Source organism: Enterobacter sp., assembly GCF_977039595.1.
The window spans coordinates 1-20,292 of sequence record NZ_CDRQYH010000042.1 but is presented as its reverse complement, the minus strand read 5'-3'; the positions used below and the strand labels follow the sequence as shown (position 1 = coordinate 20,292).

The following is a 20,292-nucleotide window of genomic DNA, read 5'->3' as shown; positions in this document are numbered from 1 at the left end:
GGATTAAGGAAAGAAGATGAAAAAACGCGTACTCGTTATTGCCGCTCTGGTGAGCGGTGCCCTGGCTGTTTCTGGCTGCACAACCAACCCTTACACCGGTGAACGCGAAGCGGGTAAATCCGGCATTGGCGCGGGTATCGGCTCGCTGGTCGGCGCAGGCGTTGGGGCGCTCTCCTCCTCCAAGAAAGACCGCGGCAAAGGCGCTCTGATTGGCGCAGCGGCGGGCGCGGCGCTGGGCGGCGGCGTTGGTTATTACATGGACGTGCAGGAAGCGAAGCTGCGCGACAAAATGAAGGGAACCGGCGTGAGCGTGACGCGCAGCGGCGATAGCATCATCCTGAACATGCCGAACAACGTGACCTTCGACAGCAGCAGCGCAACGCTGAAACCAGCAGGTGCGAACACGCTCACCGGCGTGGCAATGGTGCTGAAAGAGTACAACAAGACTGCCGTGAACGTGATGGGCTATACCGATAGCACCGGCAGCCAGGATCTGAACATGCGTCTGTCCCAGCAGCGCGCCGACGCCGTGGCCAGCTCGCTCATCACTCAGGGCGTTGAAGCAAACCGCATCCGCACCAGCGGCATGGGCCCTGCCAACCCTATCGCCAGCAACAGCACGGCGGAAGGCAAAGCGCAGAACCGCCGCGTTGAGATTACGTTGAGCCCAATTCAGTAATTGCATTTCCTCCTCTCCCAGTGGGAGAGGGTCGGGGTGAGGGCATCAAGCCCCACACCCCGGCATGAACCACTTGCCATCGTTGATTTTCCCGCTAAGGTATTCTCACTAAATTCAGGGAAATCAGCGATGAGCAAACCAGCCCGGGCCACCATCAGCGACGTGGCGAAAGCCGCCAAAACCGGTAAAACCAGTATTTCGCGCTACCTTAACGGTGAGAAACACCTGCTGTCCGATGCGTTGCTGGCGCGAATTGAACAGGCCATTGCCGATCTCGACTACCGTCCCAGCCTCATGGCGCGCGGGCTAAAACGCGGTCGCACCCGTCTTATCGGACTTATCATCGCCGATATCACTAATCCCTACTCCGTTAACGTGCTCAGCGGTATCGAAGCCGCCTGTCGCGAGAAGGGGTTCACGCCGCTGGTCTGTAATACCAATAATGAAGTCGACCAGGAGCTGCACTATCTCGACCTGCTGCGCAGCTATCAGGTGGAAGGGATTGTGGTCAACGCGGTAGGCATGCGTGAAGAGGGGTTAAACCGCCTGCAGCAGTCCTCTCTGCCTATGGTCCTCATCGACCGTAAAATCCCTGAATTTGCCTGCGATGTCGTCGGGCTGGATAACACCCAGGCCGCGACGACCGCCACCGAACATCTGATTGAACAGGGCTTCGAGGCCATTCTGTTTCTGAGTGAACCGCTGGGGATGGTCAATACCCGTCGCGAGCGCCTGAGCGCATTTCGCGCCACGCTGGAGCGATATCCCGGCGTGATCGCTGAAAATGCCGAAACGCCGCTTCACGAAGCCGGGCAGCTCGACAACACCCTGCGTCAGTTCCACACGCGCCATCGCGGAATGCGCAAAGCCGTTATCTCGGCCAACGGGGCGCTGACGCTTCAGGTCGCCCGCTCGCTCAAGCGCATTGGCCTCCACTGGGGCAGCGACATCGGTCTGCTGGGGTTTGATGAACTGGAGTGGGCGGAACTGGCTGGCGTAGGCATTACCACCCTCAAGCAGCCCACCTGGCAAATTGGCTATGCTGCTGTTGAACAAGTGGTTCGTCGTATTGAAGGCACCAGCGATGCCGTTCGCGAGCAGGTCTTCTCCGGCGAGCTGATCGTTCGTGGCTCCACCGCGCGTTAAATTTCCCTTGTGATAGCGATCATAAATTCAACATCCTGACCTTTTCTTTGGAACCGGTTCCATCTAGCGTAATAGTATTGATATGTTGCGATGGAGTCCGAAGATGGGCAGGAAAATTATGGTGGTCACCGCCGCGTACGGTGCGGAACAGGTGCGACAGGCAGGCGGTCAGCGGGCGATGCTTCCCGTTATTGCAGGCGCAGGGGCAGACGGCGTGGAGATCCGCCGGGAACTGTTCAACAGCGAAGAGCTGTTGGCACTGCCTGCGCTGGGTGAATCCATTGAGCTGCTGGGCCTGCTGGCGTGCTACTCCGCACCCGCCGCCCTGTTTATGCCCGACGGCAACCTCAACCCGGACCTGCCCCGCTATCTTTCTGAAGCCAACACCCTGAACGCCCTGTGGCTGAAGGTTTCCCTGGGCCATTTCCGTGACGCGCAGCCTCTTGACGACTTGCGTAGCCTGCTTAATGCAAGCGGTATGGCGCTGGTCGTGGAGAACGATCAGACCGACTGCGGGCAGCTCGCCCCCATGCAGCGCTTCCAGGCCGCCTGTCGGGAAATGGCTTTACCCGTCACGCTAACCTTCGACATGGGCAACTGGCTATGGGTTGGCGATTCCCCCGAAGAGGCCGCCCGTCATCTGGCCCCTGCGGTGAGCTATATCCACGTGAAAGCCGCCGTGCCGCACAAAGATAACTTCCGCGCAGTGGCGCCGGATCGCGCCGATGCGCGCTGGCTGGATCTGCTCGGCCAGCTGCCTGCCGATGCCCCGCGCGGTATCGAGTTCCCGCTGGAAGGGGCGGATTTAACCGCCGTTACCCGCCATTACGTCAACCTGCTGCGCGAGGAGTAAACCATGCACAAGACGCTGGATGTCATAACGATCGGCGAGGCCATGGCGATGTTTGTCGCCACCGAAACGGGCGAGCTGAGCGCGGTAGAGCACTTTTTTAAACGCGTCGCAGGCGCTGAACTCAACGTCGCAACCGGCCTGGCGCGTCTTGGCCTGAACGTGGGCTGGGTCAGCCGCGTGGGGGACGACAGCTTTGGCCATTTCGTTCTCGATTCGCTGAAAAAAGAGGGGATTGATGCCGCAGGCGTCACCCTCGACGGACGCTTCCCTACCGGCTTTCAGCTTAAATCTAAGGTCGAAAATGGAACCGATCCCATCGTGGAGTATTTCCGTAAAGGATCGGCCGCAAGCCACCTGTCTGTCGCGGATTACCACACAGCTTACTTTGCCTCCGCGCGCCATCTTCACCTGAGCGGCGTGGCGGCCGCGCTGTCTGCCAGCTCGTATGAGCTGCTCGATCATGCCGCGACCACTCTGAAAGGCCAGGGGAAAACCATATCGTTCGACCCCAACCTGCGCCCGGTGCTGTGGAAAAGCGAAGCGGAAATGGTGGAGAAACTGAACCGTCTGGCGTTCAGGGCGGACTGGGTTCTGCCAGGCCTGAAAGAAGGGATGATCCTCACCGGCGAAAGCACGCCGGAAGGCATTGCCGATTTCTATCTGAATAAAGGGGTAAAAGCGGTGGTGCTGAAAACCGGTGCTGATGGCGCATGGTTTAAAACGGCCGACGGCGAACAGGGCGCGGTCGCGGCGGTGAAGGTCGAGAACGTAGTCGACACCGTCGGCGCGGGCGACGGCTTTGCCGTGGGCGTGATTAGCGCACTGCTGGAAGGCAAAACGCTGCCGCAGGCCGTCGCTCGAGGCAACAAGATTGGCTCGCTGGCCATTCAGGTGCAGGGCGACAGCGAAGGATTACCAACGCGAGCACAGCTCGGCGTTTAAATTCCCTCTCCCTGTGGGAGAGGGCCAGGGTGAGGGCAGCAAGCCGCACCAAATAATTAAACCACCGTGTACCCTACAGACAACGGCGGTAACAACCTCAACAACAGAGGCAAGCCTATGAACAGTTCGACCAATGCAGTAAAACGCTGGTGGTACATCATGCCAATCGTGTTTATCACGTACAGCCTGGCGTACCTTGACCGTGCCAACTTCAGCTTCGCGTCTGCGGCAGGGATCACAGAGGACCTTGGCATCACCAAAGGTATCTCCTCCCTGCTGGGTGCCCTTTTCTTCCTGGGCTACTTCTTCTTCCAGATCCCCGGCGCGATTTATGCGGAACGCCGCAGCGTGCGTAAGCTGATCTTCATCTGTCTGATCCTGTGGGGCGCCTGCGCGTCACTGACCGGCATGGTGAACAATATTCCTGCCCTGGCCGCCATTCGCTTTATCCTCGGCGTCGTTGAGGCGGCGGTTATGCCGGCGATGCTGATCTACATCAGCAACTGGTTTACCAAATCTGAACGCTCGCGCGCGAATACCTTCCTTATCCTCGGTAACCCGGTAACGGTACTGTGGATGTCGGTGGTGTCCGGCTACCTGATCCAGTCCTTCGGCTGGCGCGAAATGTTTATCATTGAAGGGGTGCCGGCGATTATCTGGGCCTTCTGCTGGTGGGTGCTGGTGAAAGATAAACCAGCCCAGGCGAAATGGCTTTCTGAAGATGAGAAAGCGGCGCTGCAGGCGCAGCTGGACAAAGAACAGCAGGGCCTGAAGGCGGTACGTAACTATGGTGAAGCCTTCCGCTCGCGTAACGTGATCCTGCTCTGCGCGCAGTATTTTACCTGGAGCATTGGCGTGTACGGCTTTGTGCTGTGGCTGCCGTCCATTATCCGCAGCGGCGGCGAGAACCTCGGCATGGTCGAAGTAGGCTGGCTGTCATCCGTACCATATCTGGCGGCAACCATCGCCATGATCGTCGTCTCCTGGGCATCGGACAAGCTGCAGAACCGTAAATTGTTTGTCTGGCCGCTGCTGCTGATTGCTGCCTTCGCCTTTATTGGCTCCTGGGCCGTGGGCGCAAACCATTTCTGGGCCTCTTACACCCTGCTGGTGATTGCCGGTGCGGCCATGTACGCCCCTTACGGACCGTTCTTTGCCATCATCCCGGAGATGCTCCCGCGTAACGTTGCGGGTGGCGCAATGGCGTTAATTAACAGCATGGGTGCGCTGGGCTCGTTCTGCGGCTCCTGGTTCGTCGGCTACCTGAACGGTGCCACCGGCAGCCCGTCCGCATCGTACATCTTTATGGGGGTGGCGCTTTTCGCCTCCGTGTGGCTTACTCTGATTGTTAAGCCTGCTAATAATCAACAACACCCTGTCGGCGCTCGCCACGCCTGAATCCTTAAAAATCAACGGAGATTAGCATGAAGCCGTCCGTCATTTTGTATAAAGCACTGCCGGAAGATCTGCAGAAACGCCTTGAAGAACACTTCACCGTCACGCAGGTGAAGAACCTGAGCCCGGAAACCGTGGCACAGCACGCCGAGGCGTTCGCCAGCGCCGAAGGCCTGCTGGGTTCAAGCGAGAAAGTGGATGTCGCCCTGCTGGAAAAAATGCCGAAGCTTCGTGCTACCTCAACCGTTTCCGTGGGTTACGACAACTTCGACGTGGATGCCCTTAACGCCCGCAAGATCCTGCTGATGCATACCCCACATGCCCTGACGGAAACCGTGGCCGATACGCTGATGGCGCTGATGCTCACCACGGCCCGTCGCGTGGTGGAAGTGGCTGAGCGCGTCAAAGCGGGCGAATGGACAAAAAGCATTGGTCCGGACTGGTTCGGCGTGGACGTTCACGGCAAGACGCTGGGCATTGTCGGTATGGGTCGTATCGGGCTGGCGCTGGCGCAGCGCGCGCATTTTGGTTTTAACATGCCGATTCTGTATAACGCGCGTCGCCATCACGGTGAAGCCGAAGAACGCTTCAACGCCCGTTACTGCGAGCTGGATACCCTGCTGCAGGAAGCCGATTTTGTCTGCCTGGTTCTGCCGCTCACGAACGAAACCCGTCATCTGATTGGCAAAGAGGCGTTTGAAAAAATGAAGACGTCAGCCATTTTCATCAACGCGGGTCGTGGCCCGGTGGTGGATGAGAAGGCGCTGATTGAGGCCCTTAAAAACGGTCAGATCCATGCAGCAGGTCTGGACGTGTTTGAGCAGGAGCCGCTGCCGGTGGACTCCCCGCTGCTGACAATGCCTAACGTGGTTGCCCTGCCCCACATCGGCTCAGCCACCCATGAGACGCGCTACAACATGGCGGCCACCGCGGTCGATAACCTTATTGCCGCCCTTAGTGGAAAGGTGGAGAGAAACTGCGTGAACCCGCAGGTGCAACGGTAGAAACGAAAAAACCCGCCAGAAGGCGGGTTTTTAAATTCTTTGCTACTGGGTTGGAAGCTTACAGGCTTACAACGTTACCAGCTGCTGGGCCTTTAGCGCCGCTTTCGATGGTGAAGGACACTTTCTGACCTTCGTCCAGAGATTTGTAGCCATCGTTCTGGATAGCAGAGAAGTGTACGAACACGTCTTTAGAGCCATCGTCAGGAGTGATGAAGCCGAAACCTTTATCAGCGTTGAACCATTTTACCAGACCAGTCATTTTAGCAGACATAGAAATTACCTTATTAACAAATATATTGTGCCTTCCGGCTTGATGGATTGCGTTACAGATTTTTAAGCGATGAAGGAAGGGTCACTACGAAGGGTATCTATGGATAACAATCTGGACTGCTTTACTAAACTGCTTTAGGTCTGTGTAACAAACCGACGGGAATAGTTATACCGATGTGGTAGAGGAATGACAAGCGTTATTTTCGCAACGCATAAAAAAAACCCCGCCAGAAGCGGGGTTTTTTCGGTTTATTCTGTGGCAGCGACTGCGGCACTCCAGGCCTGGCTGAAGGCCTGATGCTGAGAGGCCAGCGGCCCAATCAGCGTATTGTACTGGCTTGCCTGCTGGGAGGTCGGGAACTGAATACCGTTGGCAACAAAGCTTACCTGCGTATTCTGCTGGGCAATAAAGTCACCCACCTGGACCAGCTGCTGCGTGAAGATTTGCGCGGCCGGAATCAGCGGTTGCAGCGCTTCAGAAGGCTTGGTCACCACTTTCTCATACACTTTGTCGAAGACCGGTTTAAGATCGTCACCTTGCTTGAGCGCAGAACGTGACGCGTCAGCCTGCATTTTCGCATTTTGCAACTGCTGGCTCAGCACGCCAAGTGCACCGTTGGACTGGCGCAGCGGTTCACGCTGCGTCACATAATCCTGTGGAACGCGGATGGCGTTCACGCTATCCACTACCGGGCGGATACCGGAATCCATCGCCTGGCTCACCTGCTGTGAATAACCATAAAGAATGGCGTAATCGGACACGAAGGGACCAAACTGTTTTTTCTGATCCGCAGTCAGCGTCGGCAACCGCTCGCCGCTGCGCATCACTGTATTCTGCAGAAAATCGATAAACGCTTTGCGCTGATCGCCTTCTTTATCAAAACACCCACTCAGGCTAACAACCATCAACAACGCCGCAATAGGCGCAAACCAGCGAGAGCAGGACTTTCCTGTCGCCATTTTATTACTCCTTTCACCCAAAAAAGCGCACACCGGCACACGCGTGCCCGACGCTGACAAGGATAGTCCAGGTCAGCCTTGCAAGATACTCTTTTCATGCAAAACGGCTATTGCCGATTTATTTCTTATCATTTACAAAAAAATACCTGGCGAAGCTGACCTATGACTAATCAGGGAATTAGCATAACTATCCATATTGCTGAATCGGATACAGCGATCGTTACCGCACAATTAATCACACCCGTGACGATCCTGGGTTGGTATTAGGGACTATTCTTAACTGGCTCTCTGATGTTCTTGATCACGATGTGAGATTTAAGAGGAGTCCTCAATGGAATATAAAGATCCTGAGTTTGAACTGCTGAGCAGTCTGGAACAGATCATTTTTAAAGATGTACCGCAGATGATTACCCTGCAACAAAAATCCAATCCCTTTACAGAATATGAGCAATTGCGCAAAGGGACAGGACTGAAAACCGAAGAATTCGCCAGAGCGATGGGTGTCAGCGTGGCTATGGTGCAGGAGTGGGAGTCAAAACGTGAGAAACCCACCCCAACCGAGTTACGGCTGATGCGCCTGATTCAGGCCAACCCTGCACTCAGCAAACAGATAGCGTAATGAAGATTGAATGCCCCCGCCTTTGCGGGGGCTTGTGTTTTACAGGCTATCACAACGCCAACCCGCCTCTTCCCATACCAGCTCATGCGTTAACGCCAGGCCTCTTAAAAAAGCCTCATCGTGTGATACCACCAGCAGAGCCCCGGGGAAACCGGCCAGCGCCGCTTCAATGGCCTGGACTGAAGCCAGATCCAGATGGTTGGTCGGTTCATCCAGCAGAAGAAGCTGCGTGGCCTCCGCACGCCACAGCGCGCAGGCCAGGGCAGCCTTAAGACGCTCGCCGCCGCTGAGCTCCGCCAATGGGAGCTTCACTTTGTCGGCCCCCAGTTGAAGCTGTGCTAAACGGGTTCGCAATACTCCCTCTTCCAGAGGGGTATGACTCAAATTGAGATGCGTCATGACCGACTGCGTGAGATCGAGTTGCGACAGATGCTGGTCGAGATAAGCACAGCTGACGGATACCTTACAGGCACCCGAAGAGGGAGTAACCTCGCCGAGGATGGTTTTTAACAACGTCGATTTCCCACAGCCATTCGGTCCCTTTAACGCCACGCGCATCGGTCCGTCCATACGCCAGGTAAGCGGTGGAACAGGCACATGCGGCAGCACCAGATCCTCCAGCACCAGTACCTGTTTGCCCTCCGGGACCTGACTTCCCGGCAGGGTGAACATCACCGGGTTATCGTCTTCAACCCGCTCACGCGCCTTGTTTACCGCGGCGTTCAGGGCTTCATTTTGCTCGCTGTGCTGTTTTTTCCATGAGCCGATCCGCTCCTTTGCCGCTCCTTTATATTTGACCCGCTCGAACGATGCGATATTCAGGGTATCGACGGTGCGTAACGTCTTTGCCGACCGCCGCTGGCTGTCATCATGCTCTTTTTGCATGCGCGCGCGGGTGCGTTTGCGCTCGGTTGCCGCATGTTCCAGCGCCGCGCGGGCAGCCTGCTGTTCGGCATCGCGCTGGGCTTGATAATCCGCATAATTTCCGCCGTAGCTGCACAGACCCGAGGCGCTCAGCTCAAGAATACGCGGCACCTGCTCCAGAAGTTCGCGGTCATGAGAGGCCACCAGCACGCCGCCCTGATAGCGACTCAACTGGTCGTAGAACCACGCCCGACCTTGTCGATCCAGATGGTTAGTCGGTTCGTCAAGCAGCATGAAATCCGCTTCAGCCGTAAACGCCCCGCACAGCAGGGCGCGGATGCACTCGCCGCCGCTGAGTTCCTGGGCAGGCTTATCCGGATCAAACGCCGGGAGCTTCGCATTGATAAACGCCTCGCTCAGTCGCTCGGCTACATCCCAGTAGCCGTCGAGCAACGCCAGATCGTCAGGCTGGTAATCACCGCTGTCGATGCGCTTACGCGCAGTAAAAATCGCATCATATCCGAGAAGTTCAGCCAGCGTCGTCTGCGAAGAAATAACATGCTGCTGCGCCACAAATACATGCGAGCCAAAGCGTTCAATATGACCGGTAGCCGGTTCGTCCAGCCCCGCCAGCAGATGCAGCAGACGCGTTTTTCCGCTGCCGTTGCGGCCAACCAGCGCGCACAGGGAGGGTTCCAGCGTGAGATTCAGCGGGCCAAAAAGGGTATCGCCCGTCGGAAACTGACAGGTGACCTGATGCAGAATAAAAGAAGGGGACTGCGCAAAATGAGCCATAAGCACTCCTGAATGAAATCAAAACATCCCCTGCCGACGCGGTGGCGTTTAGCAAGGATCGAAATTCATCAGTCGTGTTTGTTCATTTTTGGGGGGCACTCCAGCGCGAGAAAGTTAACGTGGATAAGGATAGCGGTAATGTGTTGACGGTTTCAAGGTTAAATTTTCAGCAAAACACCATAAAAAAACCCGCCGAAGCGGGTTTTTAGCATTTGTCACAACGGGCACATTACTGCAGCAGCGAAATATCCGCCACGCGCAGGAACAGCTCACGCAGTTTTTCGAGCATAGAGAGACGGTTAATACGCAGCTCTTTATCTTCTACGTTTACCATCACTTTCTCGAAGAAGGCGTCGATGACGTCACGCAACTCGGCCAGCTCCACCAGCGCTTCCTGGTAGCGACCTTCCGCGAAGACCGGCTCGAGCTTGTCGCGCAGCACCACAACCTGCATCGCCAGGGCGATCTCTTCCGGCTCTTTCAGCGTCGCGGCGTTCACGCGCTCGTTCAGCGTCTCGTCGGATTTCGCCAGAATGTTGGATACACGCTTGTTGGCCGCCGCCAGAGCAGATGCCGCTTCCAGCGTACGGAAGTGGGAAACCGCCTTCATACGCGCATCGAAATCAGCCGGACGGGTCGGACGACGCGCCAGCACCGCCTGAATGGTGTCGACGGTGTAACCTTCATCCTGATACCAGGCGCGGAAACGACCGAGCATAAAGTCGATCACGTCATCCACCACGTTCGCGTTGGTCAGCTTGTCGCCGTACAGACGCACCGCTTCTTCGGTCAGGGTCTGCAGATCCAGGTTCAGGTTCTTCTCAACGATGATACGCAGCACGCCGAGCGCGGCACGACGCAGCGCAAACGGGTCTTTGTCGCCTTTTGGATGCTGACCGATACCGAAGATACCCGCCAGGGTGTCCATCTTATCGGCGATCGCCACGGCACAGGCAACCGGGTTGGACGGCAGCTCGTCACCCGCAAAGCGCGGCTGATACTGCTCGTTCAGGGCAACAGCCACGTCTTCCGCTTCGCCATCGTGACGCGCGTAGTGCATGCCCATCACGCCCTGGGTGTCGGTAAATTCGAACACCATGTTGGTCATCAGGTCGCATTTAGACAGCAGGCCAGCACGGGTTGCGTGGTTGACGTCCGCACCGATTTCACGGGCAATCCAGCCGGACAGTTCCGCAATACGGTCGGTCTTGTCGCGCAGCGTACCCAGTTGCTGCTGGAACAACACGGTCTGCAGGCGTGGAAGATGATCTTCCAGACGCTTTTTACGGTCGGTATTGAAGAAGAACTCGGCATCGGCCAGACGTGGACGCACGACCTTCTCGTTACCAGAGATAATCTGGATCGGATCTTTCGATTCGATGTTTGCCACGAAGATGAAGTTTGGCAGCAGTTTGCCGTCGTTGGCATAGACCGGGAAGTACTTCTGGTCACCCTTCATGGTGTACACCAGCGCTTCAGCCGGAACGGCCAAGAATTTCTCTTCAAACTTCGCGGTCAGCACAACCGGCCATTCCACCAGCGAGGTCACTTCTTCCAGCAGGCTGTCGCTCAGGTCGGCTTTACCGCCAATCTTGCGCGCCGCGTCTTCCGCGTCCGCTTTGATTTTGGCTTTACGCTGTTCGTAGTCAGCAATGACCTTGCCGCGCTCCAGCAGGATCTGCGGGTACTGGTCGGCATTGTCGATGGTGAACTCTGGCTCGCCCATAAAGCGGTGGCCGCGGATCACGCGATCGGACGCCACGCCCAGAATGGTGGCCGGAATAACGGTGTCGCCCAGCAGCAGGGTCACGGTGTGAACCGGACGCACAAAGTGCACATCAGACGCGCCCCAGCGCATCAGCTTAGGAATAGGCAGCTTCGCCAGAGACGTGGCAATCATGTCCGGCAGCAGCGCTTCCGCGCTTTCGCCCTTCACGTGCGCACGGTACAGCAGCCACTCGCCTTTATCCGTGGTCAGACGCTCGGCCTGATCGACGGTGATGCCGCAGCCGCGCGCCCAGCCTTCCGCCGCTTTGCTCGGCTTGCCTTCAGCGTCAAACGCCTGGGCAATCGCCGGGCCACGTTTTTCGACTTCGCGATCTGGCTGGGACGCCGCCAGATTTGCCACTTTCAGCGCCAGACGGCGCGGTGCAGCAAACCACTCAATTTTACCGTGCGCCAGGCCAGCGTTATCCAGCTCGGCGGTCACGTTCGCAGCAAAAGATTCAGCCAGGCTGCGCAGGGCTTTTGGTGGCAGCTCTTCGGTGCCGATTTCCACCAGGAAAGTTTTCTCAGACATGGCCGCCTCTTATTTGTTTCGGTTGCACATCGGGAAGCCAAGGGCTTCACGGGACGCATAGTAAGCTTCTGCAACGGCTTTGGTCAGGGTACGAATACGCAGAATGTAGCGCTGACGTTCAGTCACGGAGATGGCTTTGCGGGCATCCAGCAGGTTGAAGCTGTGGGCGGCCTTCAGAATACGCTCGTAAGCAGGCAGCGGCAGTGGAGTCTCCAGCGCCAGCAGCTGCTGCGCTTCTTTCTCGTACTGCTCGAAGCAGGTGAACAGGAAGTCCACGTCCGCGTATTCGAAGTTATAGGTGGATTGCTCCACTTCGTTCTGATGGAACACGTCGCCGTAGGTGGTTTTACCCAGCGGGCCGTCGCTCCAGACCAGGTCGTAAACGCTGTCTACGCCCTGAATGTACATCGCCAGACGTTCCAGACCGTAGGTGATTTCACCGGTGATCGGCTTACATTCCAGACCACCCACCTGCTGGAAGTAAGTGAACTGGGTCACTTCCATACCGTTAAGCCACACTTCCCAACCCAGACCCCAGGCACCCAGCGTTGGGTTCTCCCAGTTATCTTCCACGAAACGGATGTCGTGGATGGTTGGATCCATACCCAGCTCTTTCAGCGACCCGAGGTACAGTTCCTGAATGTTGTCGGGTGATGGCTTAATCACCACCTGGAACTGATAGTAATGCTGCAGACGGTTCGGGTTCTCACCGTAACGACCATCGGTCGGACGACGGGAAGGCTGCACATACGCGGTCGCCATTGGCTCTGGCCCCAACGCACGCAGACTGGTCATCGGGTGTGAAGTGCCGGCGCCGACTTCCATGTCCAAAGGTTGAACAATGGTACAGCCCTGACGAGCCCAGTAATCCTGTAAGGTCAGGATCAGGCCCTGGAAGGTCTTGGTATCAAACTTTTGCATAGTATTTCGTGCTGGATACGTGTGGTTTTAAATGGAAGGGACCAGTATACCCGCTGGCTGCAAGATATACAGTACGAAACGGGGTTGTTTAGGGAAAATTGGGAAATAAGCCTTCCGGCCAGAACGCTGACGGCGTCTGGCTGCTGATTATACGAGCAGGCTAGCGCATGGAGAGGTGTAAAAACTGACCGTCCGCATCAAACGAGCAGACAAAGCCCTCTTTGCGCGACGTATGGCCCCGTAGCTCGTAGCTTCCCTGAAAACGCTCGAACCCGGTGACATCAATTTTTTGAACGTCCGAGTTATAGCGCCGAGCGGCCCGATCTTTACAGAGCGCTTCCATATTCAGCGAACGTTCCGGGCTCATTTTACCCTGCTGCGCTTTTTGCACGGGTGCTTCTTGCGGCGCACTGCATCCCGCCAGGATCAACAGCAGAAAGAGTGACGCCACACGCTTCATCATCATTTTTATTACCGTCCTGGTCAGCGGCTGTTATTTTTAGTATCAACACTTTTATAGATTAAGGACTGCCATTCTGCGAATCTCGCGGTCTCCCGGCAAGCCTGCGCATAAAACTCAGAATTTTCCAAACGAAGACTTTTGGACAATGGGAGTCACACTCAATTTACAGGGAATACGAGGAACTGATGCCGTCAAAAATTAACTGGATTGATAACCTGCGAGGAATAGCGTGTCTGATGGTGGTCATGATCCACACAACGACCTGGTACGTCACGAATGCCCACAGCATCAGCCCCGTTAACTGGGATATCGCCAATATTCTCAACTCTGCGTCACGCGTCAGCGTGCCGCTGTTCTTTATGATTTCCGGCTTTCTCTTTTTTGGCGAGCGCAGCGCGCAGCCAAGGCACTTCATCCGCATCGCGGCCTGCCTGGGGTTTTACAGCGCCGTTGCCCTGCTCTATATCACCCTGTTTACCTCAATAAACGCCGGACTATCGCTGAAATACGTGCTGCAAAAACCGGTGTTCTACCACCTGTGGTTCTTCTTCGCCATTATCGTTATCTATCTGGTCTCCCCGCTCATTCAGGTGAAAAACGTCAGCGGGAAAATGCTCCTGGCCCTGATGGTGGTGATTGGCATCATCGCCAACCCGAATACGGTTTCGCAGAAAATCGACGGCGTTGAGTGGCTGCCGGTGAACCTCTATATCAACGGCGATACCTTTTACTACGTGCTTTACGGCATGCTGGGGCGCGCCATCGGGATTATGGAGACGCAAAAACGCGGTCTGAGCTGGCTCTGCGGGGCGCTGTTTATCGCTGGCGTGGCGGTGATTTCACGCGGGACGCTGCATGAGCTGCAGTGGCGCGGTAATTTTGCCGATACCTGGTATCTCTACTGCGGGCCGATGGTCTTTATCTGTGCCGTATCGCTGCTCACGCTCGTTAAAAACACCCTGAATGCGCGTCCCCTTCCCGTACTGAGCGTCATTTCACGACACTCTCTCGGGATTTACGGTTTTCACGCGCTGGTTATCCACGCGCTTAGGACAAAAGGCGTAGAGCTAAAAAGCTGGCCGGTGCTGGATATCATCTGGATTTTTGCCGCGACCCTGGCGATCAGCCTGCTGCTGTCGATGCTGCTGCAAAAAATAGACGTTCGCCGCTTCGTCAGTTAACGCTGCGCTGCCGCGCGCGATGGTACTGGCGCGGGGAGGAAAACCCTGCCGCCAGCGAAGCCTGCTCCACACCGCGCCCCTGCAATAGCCACTGCTCCGCCACCGCCAGACGCAGCTGCTCCAGATAATCGCGAACGCTAATGCCTAAATGTGACTGGAAAAGCCGGGTAAGATGGCGCGGGCTGACGTGCGCCAGCGCGGCGATATCAGGCAAGCTCCACGTTTTTTGCGGCTCGGCGGTGAGCGCATCCTGCGCCCGATGGATCGCCGGATGAAGATGATTGCGGTAGCGCAGCCACGGGGAGAGCTGGGGATCGTCACCAGAACGGCGGAACCAGACCACCATCTCGCGCGCCACACTCAGCGCCTTTTCGGGGCCGCACAGGCGGTTAATCATATGCAGCGCCAGATCGATGCCAGACGTGATGCCTGCGCTGGTCCAGATGTTCTCATCCTGCACAAAGATGCGGTTTTCTTTAATCATCGCCGTGGGAGCCGCAGTGCGTAAACGGCCGATAACGTCATGGTGGGTTGTACACTGACGGTTGTTCAACAGGCCCGATTTCGCCGCCAGTAGAGCGCCTGAACAGACGCACATTACCATGATATCCCGGTGCAAAATGACCGGCTGCAGGCGCATCAGCCAGTGCTGTATCTGTAACGCCTGTGGCGTCGAAAACTGAGAGCGGGAGTCACTCACGCCGGGCAATACCAGCAGACTTCCCTCTGGAAGACGCTCCGGCAATGGCTGAACACCGTTCATCGTCAGGCCAATCGACGTCGTAACCTCCGGTTGCGGGCCAATGTAATGCAGACGAAACGCGTCGCCAGCCAGCACAAAGGTCTCCGCCGGGCCCGTCATATCTAATGACAGGACTCCAGGTAACATGACGAACCAGACGTCGATGGGCATTACAGTGACTCCAGCGTCTCCGCTACCGTTTTAATTTCGGCAAAACGCCCGGACAGTACCGTTTCGGTACGGTGGCGAATTTCCGCTGCGCTAAGGGTTATCCCTTTGTACGTCATGGGAAACGTCAGCGTCGCCTCACTGACAAAGGTCACAGCATAACCCAGATCGGATGCCACCCGGGCGGTGGTTTCACAGCATTGTTCAGTGCGAATGCCGCAGATAATCAGCTGGTTGATATCACGCTCGCGCAGCCAGCGGTCAAGCCCGGTATCCGTGAAGGCATTATGGACGTGTTTCTGAAAAACCACATCCGGCTGATGACGTAAAAAGGCCATCGGTTTGACATAGCCGCTTTCCAGGGTGAAAGGACCGTCTTCATCCACATGAAAAATATCAACGACCGGGATATTGCGTGCCTGGCAGCCATCAATCAGCCCCAGAATCGCCTGCTGAAAGGCAGGGATCTCGCTTTCCTGCCAGTAATTGCGGTGATGGAAGGACTGCTGAGTATCAATATTGATGAGTGCAATACGTGACATGATGGATCTCCTCGCCAGTGGGTGTGACACCATACTGGCAAGGAAAGGAAGGCACGAACAGACCAAAAAAGGACATCCTCGTGCCTCTCCCGGACAAGCGTATTTACGACATTAGCGGCAGCAGCTGCTGGTAGATTTTACGGAATACCGCGCGCCTTTCCGCGTACCGCGCATGGTTTACCGAGTTCGGGAAATGCGCCTGCTCAAGGGTAAGCTGCGGCAGCAGTTGTGAAAGCGGTTTTTCCGGGTTCATAGCAATCTGCGCCAGACGCGCGGCGCCGAGCGCGGGGCCAACATCCCCTCCCGTGCGGAAATCTAGCTGCAACCCGCTGATATCCGAAAGCATTTGTCGCCAGTAAGGGCTTCGCGCACCTCCGCCAATCAGGGTGACGCTCGTCGGTTTCAGGCCGCAGTCGTGCACCACGTCCATCCCGTCGGCCAGCGCATAGCCCACCCCTTCCAGAACTGCACGCGCCAGTTCTGCCGGACCATGCTGATGGGTTAAACCAAAAAACACCCCTTTCGCTTCCGGGTTGTTGTGCGGCGTACGTTCGCCGGAAAGATACGGTAAAAACCAGACGGTACCGGCATTTTCATCCGCCTGCTGTGCTGCGGCAATCAACGCAGGAACATCGGTCATCCCGGTCAGCTTCGCCGCCCAGTCCAGGCACGACGCTGCACTCAGCATCACCGACATCAAATGCCATTTTCCTGGCAGCGCATGACAGAAACTGTGCACCGCGCTTTCGGGATTGCTGCGATAGCCGTCACTGACGGCAAAATAGACGCCAGACGTTCCCAGCGAAAGCATCGCCTGACCTGCCTCAACCATGCCGACGCCCACGGCACCCGCGGCATTGTCACCGCCCCCGGCAACCACCGGTACGGCAGGCATATTCCAGCGTTCCGCAACGTACGGCAGCAACGTGCCTGTTACCTCGCTACCTTCGAACAGCGCGGGCATGTGTTCCCGGGTTAGATGGCAAGCATCCAGCATCGCCTCGCTCCAGTCGCGTTTCGCCACGTCGAGCCACATCGTGCCTGCGGCATCGGACATGTCGGAAGCAAAATCGCCCGTCATACGAAAGCGCAGATAGTCTTTCGGCAGCAGAACTTTCGCCACCTGACGGAAAATCTCCGGCTCGTGTCGCTGCATCCACAGCAGTTTGGGCGCCGTAAAGCCGGGCATCATCAGGTTGCCGGTAATTTCACGAGACGTGGGTACATGCGCCTCAAGAAGCGCGCACTCTTCCGCACAGCGGCCATCGTTCCAGAGAATGGCGGGTCGCAACACGCGATGCTCGCTGTCCAGCAGCGTAGCGCCGTGCATTTGCCCGGCAATCCCCAGCGCTTTAACGTCGCGCAGGCTATGCTGCTCGCCTAAAGCTTTGATTGCACGATCCGTTGCCTGCCACCACTGCTCCGGGTCCTGTTCCGACCACAGCGGATGCGGACGTGAAACCTGCAGCTTTTCTGTCTGCGTTGCTAACACCTCGCCCTGCTCGCTTAACAGGATGGCTTTCACACCCGATGTGCCCAGATCGATCCCGATATACATTGCGGTGACTCCTTTGACAGAAATGCCCGGTGGCGCTTCCGCGTACCGGGCCTGGATGCTGTTATTTATCGAACAGGTAGTGATTAACCAGATTTTCCAGCAGTTCCTGGTGCCCGCTCTGGTGCTGCGGCGCCAGCTGATGTTGTTCAGCGTACTTCGCGATGTCCGCAAGCGATAACTGCCCTTTCAATATTTGCTGGCCCAGTTCACTGTTCCAGCCGCTGTAACGCTTCGCCACGCGTTTATCCAACTCGCCGTCTTCAATCATACGTGCCGCCACTTTCAGCGCCAGCGCCATGGTGTCCATCGCGCCAATGTGGCCGTAGAACAGATCGTATTTGTCGGTGCTCTGGCGACGCACTTTGGCGTCAAAGTTCAGGCCGCCGGTAGTGAAACCACCCGCTTTGATGATTTCGTACATCACCAGCGCGTTCTCTTCCACGCTGTTCGGGAACTGATCGGTGTCCCAGCCCAGCTGCGCATCGCCACGGTTCGCATCGACCGAGCCGAAGATGCCCAGCGCAATCGCAGACGCGATCTCGTGGTGGAAAGAGTGGCCCGCCAGCGTGGCGTGGTTGGCCTCAATGTTCACTTTGATCTCTTTTTCCAGACCGAACTGCTTCAGGAAGCCATACACCGTCGCCACGTCGTAGTCATACTGGTGCTTCGTCGGTTCCTGCGGCTTCGGCTCAATCAACAGCGTGCCACGGAAGCCGATTTTGTGCTTGTGGTCGACAACCATCTGCATAAAGCGGCCAATCTGCTCGCGCTCCTGACGCAGATCGGTGTTGAGCAGGGTTTCATAGCCTTCACGTCCGCCCCACAGGACATAGTTTTCGCCGCCCAACTGATGCGTGGCGTTCATTGCCGTCACCACCTGCGTGGCCGCCCAGCTAAACACTTCCGGATCCGGGTTGGTTGCCGCACCCGCGCCGTAGCGTGGGTTAGTGAAACAGTTTGCCGTGCCCCAGAGCAGCTTTACGCCGCTTTGCTGCTGTTTTGCTGCCAGTACATCCACCATCTGTGCAAAGTTGTTCAGATACTCTTTCAGCGATGCGCCTTCCGGCGACACGTCGACGTCATGGAAGCAGTAGTACGGCACGTTCAGCTTGTGGAAGAACTCAAACGCAACGTCGGCTTTGCGCTTTGCCAGTTCGATGGCCTCACCCGGCTGCTGCCATGGGCGATCAAAGGAGCCCACGCCGAACATATCGGCGCCATTCCAGCAGAAGGTATGCCAGTAACAGGCGGCAAAGCGCAGATGATCTTCCATGCGCTTACCCAGCACCAGCTCATCCGGGTTGTAGTGACGAAATGCTAAAGGTTTGGTCGTTTTCGGGCCTTCGTAACGAACACGATCGAGTTGGTCGAAATAAGCTTGCATATTGAGCTCCATAATCAGGGTATGCGGCGAGTCGTTGATACAGGAGTAATAGTGAATAGACATTTTGGGTTGCTCAATTACGTTATTTCACACTGCTATTGAGAGAATGCACAACTGTGCGCTGGCTCGCAAAATAATGCGCAGACAAACTATTTTTCGGCGCATATTCCAGAATCAAATGTAATTAAGACGTTACGTATTTTAAAATCCGATCGCGGTCATAAATTCAGAAATAAACCAAATATCATAATGCGAAGATAAAAATCTGTAATTGCCAGCCCGCCTTTCCGCGTTAAAAATTTGCTGCGTCCCAGCAGTGAATGTTTCTTTTATCTCAGCAACATATACCCCTACAAAAAGGCCTAATAATTATGAAGATAAAGAACCTGACTCTAACGCTCTGCACTACGCTCCTCCTTGCAAGCTTTGCAGGACATGCCAAAGAGGTCAAAATTGGCATGGCGATTGACGACCTGCGCCTGGAGCGCTGGCAAAAAGATCGCGATATTTTTGTTAAAAAAGCAGAATCCCTCGGCGCCAGCGTGTTTGTTCAGTCGGCTAACGGCAACGAAGAAACACAAATGTCGCAGATTGAGAATATGATTAACCGTGGCGTCGATGTGCTGGTCATTATCCCCTATAACGGCCAGGTATTAAGTAACGTGGTGAAAGAAGCCAAACAGGAAGGCATTAAAGTCCTGGCCTATGACCGCATGATTAATAATGCGGACATTGATTATTATATTTCGTTCGACAATGAAAAAGTCGGGGAATTACAGGCGCAAAGCCTGATCGACAAAGTGCCTCAGGGCAATTATTTCCTGATGGGCGGCTCGCCGGTGGATAACAACGCCAAGCTGTTCCGCGAAGGGCAAATGAAAGTCCTTAAGCCGTACATCGACAACGGGAAAATTAAAGTGGTCGGCGATCAGTGGGCCGACGGCTGGCTGCCAGAAAACGCGCTGAAGATTATGGAAAACGCGCTGACGGCCAACAACAACAAAATTGATGCGGTTGTGGCCTCCAACGATGCCACCGCAGGCGGTGCTATCCAGGCCCTGAGTGCACAGGGGCTGGCCGGTAAAGTCGCCATTTCAGGACAGGATGCCGATCTGGCTGGCGTAAAACGCATCATCGCAGGCACCCAAACCATGACGGTCTACAAACCGATTACCGAGCTTGCCAATACGGCTGCGGAAATCGCCGTGGAACTGGGTAATGGCAAGCAACCTAAAGCAGACGCCACGCTGAATAACGGGCTGAAAGACGTTCCGGCTCGCCTGCTCACCCCTATTGAAGTCAATAAAGAGAACATTGACGCCACCGTCATTAAAGACGGCTTCCACAACAAGAGCGAACTGTAATCCGGCGCGTCCCCTGCTTTGCGGGGGCGCATCACGTTGTACTGTTCTTCCCTCGGGTTATGTGGAGCAGTTATGCCTTATTTACTTGAAATGAAAAGCATCACCAAGCGCTTCGGCACGGTGAAAGCCGTCGATAACGTCAG

The 20,292-nt window shown here is 56.1% G+C and carries 19 protein-coding genes and 1 pseudogene; 10 read left to right on the top strand and 10 right to left on the bottom strand.

Annotation, left to right across the window (positions count from 1 at the left end):
• Positions 1–16 precede the first annotated feature (16 nt).
• From ACWYRJ_RS13600 to ghrB, 6 genes are all read left to right on the top strand, one after another.
• A complete protein-coding gene (locus tag ACWYRJ_RS13600; RefSeq protein ID WP_149367245.1) occupies positions 17–679 on the top strand; it encodes an OmpA family lipoprotein in 663 nt (220 codons plus the stop codon).
• Positions 680–808: 129 nt separating this feature from the next.
• On the top strand, positions 809–1,825 hold the full coding sequence (locus ACWYRJ_RS13595) for a LacI family DNA-binding transcriptional regulator (protein ID WP_008502761.1): 1,017 nt from the start codon (positions 809–811) through the stop codon (positions 1,823–1,825).
• Positions 1,826–1,928: 103 nt separating this feature from the next.
• Entirely contained in the window at positions 1,929–2,678 is a 750-nt protein-coding gene (locus tag ACWYRJ_RS13590) for a sugar phosphate isomerase/epimerase family protein (RefSeq protein WP_127729188.1), read from the top strand.
• Between the two features lie 3 nt (positions 2,679–2,681).
• Positions 2,682–3,620 carry a sugar kinase gene (locus tag ACWYRJ_RS13585; RefSeq protein ID WP_455508078.1) on the top strand — a complete coding sequence of 313 codons (939 nt, stop codon included), beginning with the start codon at positions 2,682–2,684 and terminating at the stop codon, positions 3,618–3,620.
• A gap of 117 nt (positions 3,621–3,737) precedes the next feature.
• Positions 3,738–5,018, top strand: a complete 1,281-nt coding sequence (locus ACWYRJ_RS13580; RefSeq protein ID WP_111964344.1) for an MFS transporter — start codon at positions 3,738–3,740, stop codon at positions 5,016–5,018.
• Between the two features lie 26 nt (positions 5,019–5,044).
• On the top strand, positions 5,045–6,019 hold the full coding sequence (gene ghrB / locus ACWYRJ_RS13575; RefSeq protein WP_455508077.1) for a glyoxylate/hydroxypyruvate reductase GhrB: 975 nt from the start codon (positions 5,045–5,047) through the stop codon (positions 6,017–6,019).
• Positions 6,020–6,077: 58 nt separating this feature from the next.
• Here ghrB and cspE read toward each other — a convergent pair whose 3' ends face one another.
• Together cspE and ACWYRJ_RS13565 are read right to left on the bottom strand one after the other, a co-directional pair.
• Positions 6,078–6,290 (bottom strand): transcription antiterminator/RNA stability regulator CspE, encoded by a 213-nt coding sequence (gene cspE / locus ACWYRJ_RS13570; RefSeq protein WP_003860775.1) that lies wholly within the window; start codon positions 6,288–6,290, stop codon positions 6,078–6,080.
• 248 nt (positions 6,291–6,538) lie between these two features.
• Positions 6,539–7,249, bottom strand: a complete 711-nt coding sequence (locus ACWYRJ_RS13565) for a DUF3053 domain-containing protein (protein ID WP_032644478.1) — start codon at positions 7,247–7,249, stop codon at positions 6,539–6,541.
• Between the two features lie 331 nt (positions 7,250–7,580).
• On the opposite strand from ACWYRJ_RS13565, the gene ACWYRJ_RS13560 reads away from it, so the two are divergent.
• On the top strand, positions 7,581–7,868 hold the full coding sequence (locus ACWYRJ_RS13560) for an HTH-type transcriptional regulator (protein ID WP_111964342.1): 288 nt from the start codon (positions 7,581–7,583) through the stop codon (positions 7,866–7,868).
• A gap of 39 nt (positions 7,869–7,907) precedes the next feature.
• On the opposite strand, the gene ACWYRJ_RS13555 is transcribed toward ACWYRJ_RS13560, so the two are convergent.
• The 4 genes from ACWYRJ_RS13555 to ACWYRJ_RS13540 all read right to left on the bottom strand — a co-directional run bounded on the left by ACWYRJ_RS13555 (position 7,908) and on the right by ACWYRJ_RS13540 (position 13,213).
• Entirely contained in the window at positions 7,908–9,527 is a 1,620-nt protein-coding gene (locus tag ACWYRJ_RS13555) for an ABC-F family ATP-binding cassette domain-containing protein (protein WP_455508076.1), read from the bottom strand.
• Positions 9,528–9,756: 229 nt separating this feature from the next.
• Positions 9,757–11,826 carry a glycine--tRNA ligase subunit beta gene (glyS, locus tag ACWYRJ_RS13550; protein ID WP_045907867.1) on the bottom strand — a complete coding sequence of 690 codons (2,070 nt, stop codon included), beginning with the start codon at positions 11,824–11,826 and terminating at the stop codon, positions 9,757–9,759.
• A 9-nt stretch (positions 11,827–11,835) separates the two neighbouring features.
• Complete coding sequence (gene glyQ, locus ACWYRJ_RS13545; RefSeq protein WP_003860141.1) at positions 11,836–12,747, bottom strand: glycine--tRNA ligase subunit alpha; 912 nt, start codon at positions 12,745–12,747, stop codon at positions 11,836–11,838.
• A gap of 160 nt (positions 12,748–12,907) precedes the next feature.
• Positions 12,908–13,213, bottom strand: a complete 306-nt coding sequence (locus tag ACWYRJ_RS13540) for a YsaB family lipoprotein (protein WP_024909071.1) — start codon at positions 13,211–13,213, stop codon at positions 12,908–12,910.
• A gap of 182 nt (positions 13,214–13,395) precedes the next feature.
• Between ACWYRJ_RS13540 and ACWYRJ_RS13535 the strand changes: the two genes are divergently transcribed.
• Complete coding sequence (locus ACWYRJ_RS13535) at positions 13,396–14,391, top strand: acyltransferase (protein WP_455508075.1); 996 nt, start codon at positions 13,396–13,398, stop codon at positions 14,389–14,391.
• Here the strand turns inward: ACWYRJ_RS13535 and ACWYRJ_RS13530 are convergent.
• From ACWYRJ_RS13530 to xylA, 4 genes are all read right to left on the bottom strand, one after another.
• Positions 14,384–15,304 carry a GlxA family transcriptional regulator gene (locus ACWYRJ_RS13530; protein ID WP_149367252.1) on the bottom strand — a complete coding sequence of 307 codons (921 nt, stop codon included), beginning with the start codon at positions 15,302–15,304 and terminating at the stop codon, positions 14,384–14,386. The two genes, ACWYRJ_RS13535 and ACWYRJ_RS13530, sit on opposite strands and share 8 nt — an antisense overlap.
• Complete coding sequence (locus tag ACWYRJ_RS13525; protein WP_111964337.1) at positions 15,304–15,843, bottom strand: cysteine hydrolase family protein; 540 nt, start codon at positions 15,841–15,843, stop codon at positions 15,304–15,306. Before ACWYRJ_RS13525 ends, ACWYRJ_RS13530 begins: the two co-directional genes overlap by 1 nt.
• 103 nt (positions 15,844–15,946) lie before the next feature.
• Complete coding sequence (gene xylB / locus ACWYRJ_RS13520) at positions 15,947–17,401, bottom strand: xylulokinase (RefSeq protein ID WP_455508074.1); 1,455 nt, start codon at positions 17,399–17,401, stop codon at positions 15,947–15,949.
• A gap of 61 nt (positions 17,402–17,462) precedes the next feature.
• Positions 17,463–18,785, bottom strand: coding sequence for a xylose isomerase (gene xylA, locus ACWYRJ_RS13515; RefSeq protein WP_455508081.1), 1,323 nt, complete (start codon positions 18,783–18,785; stop codon positions 17,463–17,465).
• Positions 18,786–19,156: 371 nt separating this feature from the next.
• Between xylA and xylF the strand changes: the two genes are divergently transcribed.
• Positions 19,157–20,149, top strand: a complete 993-nt coding sequence (xylF, locus tag ACWYRJ_RS13510) for a D-xylose ABC transporter substrate-binding protein (protein ID WP_455508073.1) — start codon at positions 19,157–19,159, stop codon at positions 20,147–20,149.
• Positions 20,150–20,221: 72 nt separating this feature from the next.
• Positions 20,222–20,292, top strand: a pseudogene (locus tag ACWYRJ_RS13505) (ATP-binding cassette domain-containing protein); the annotation flags it as partial.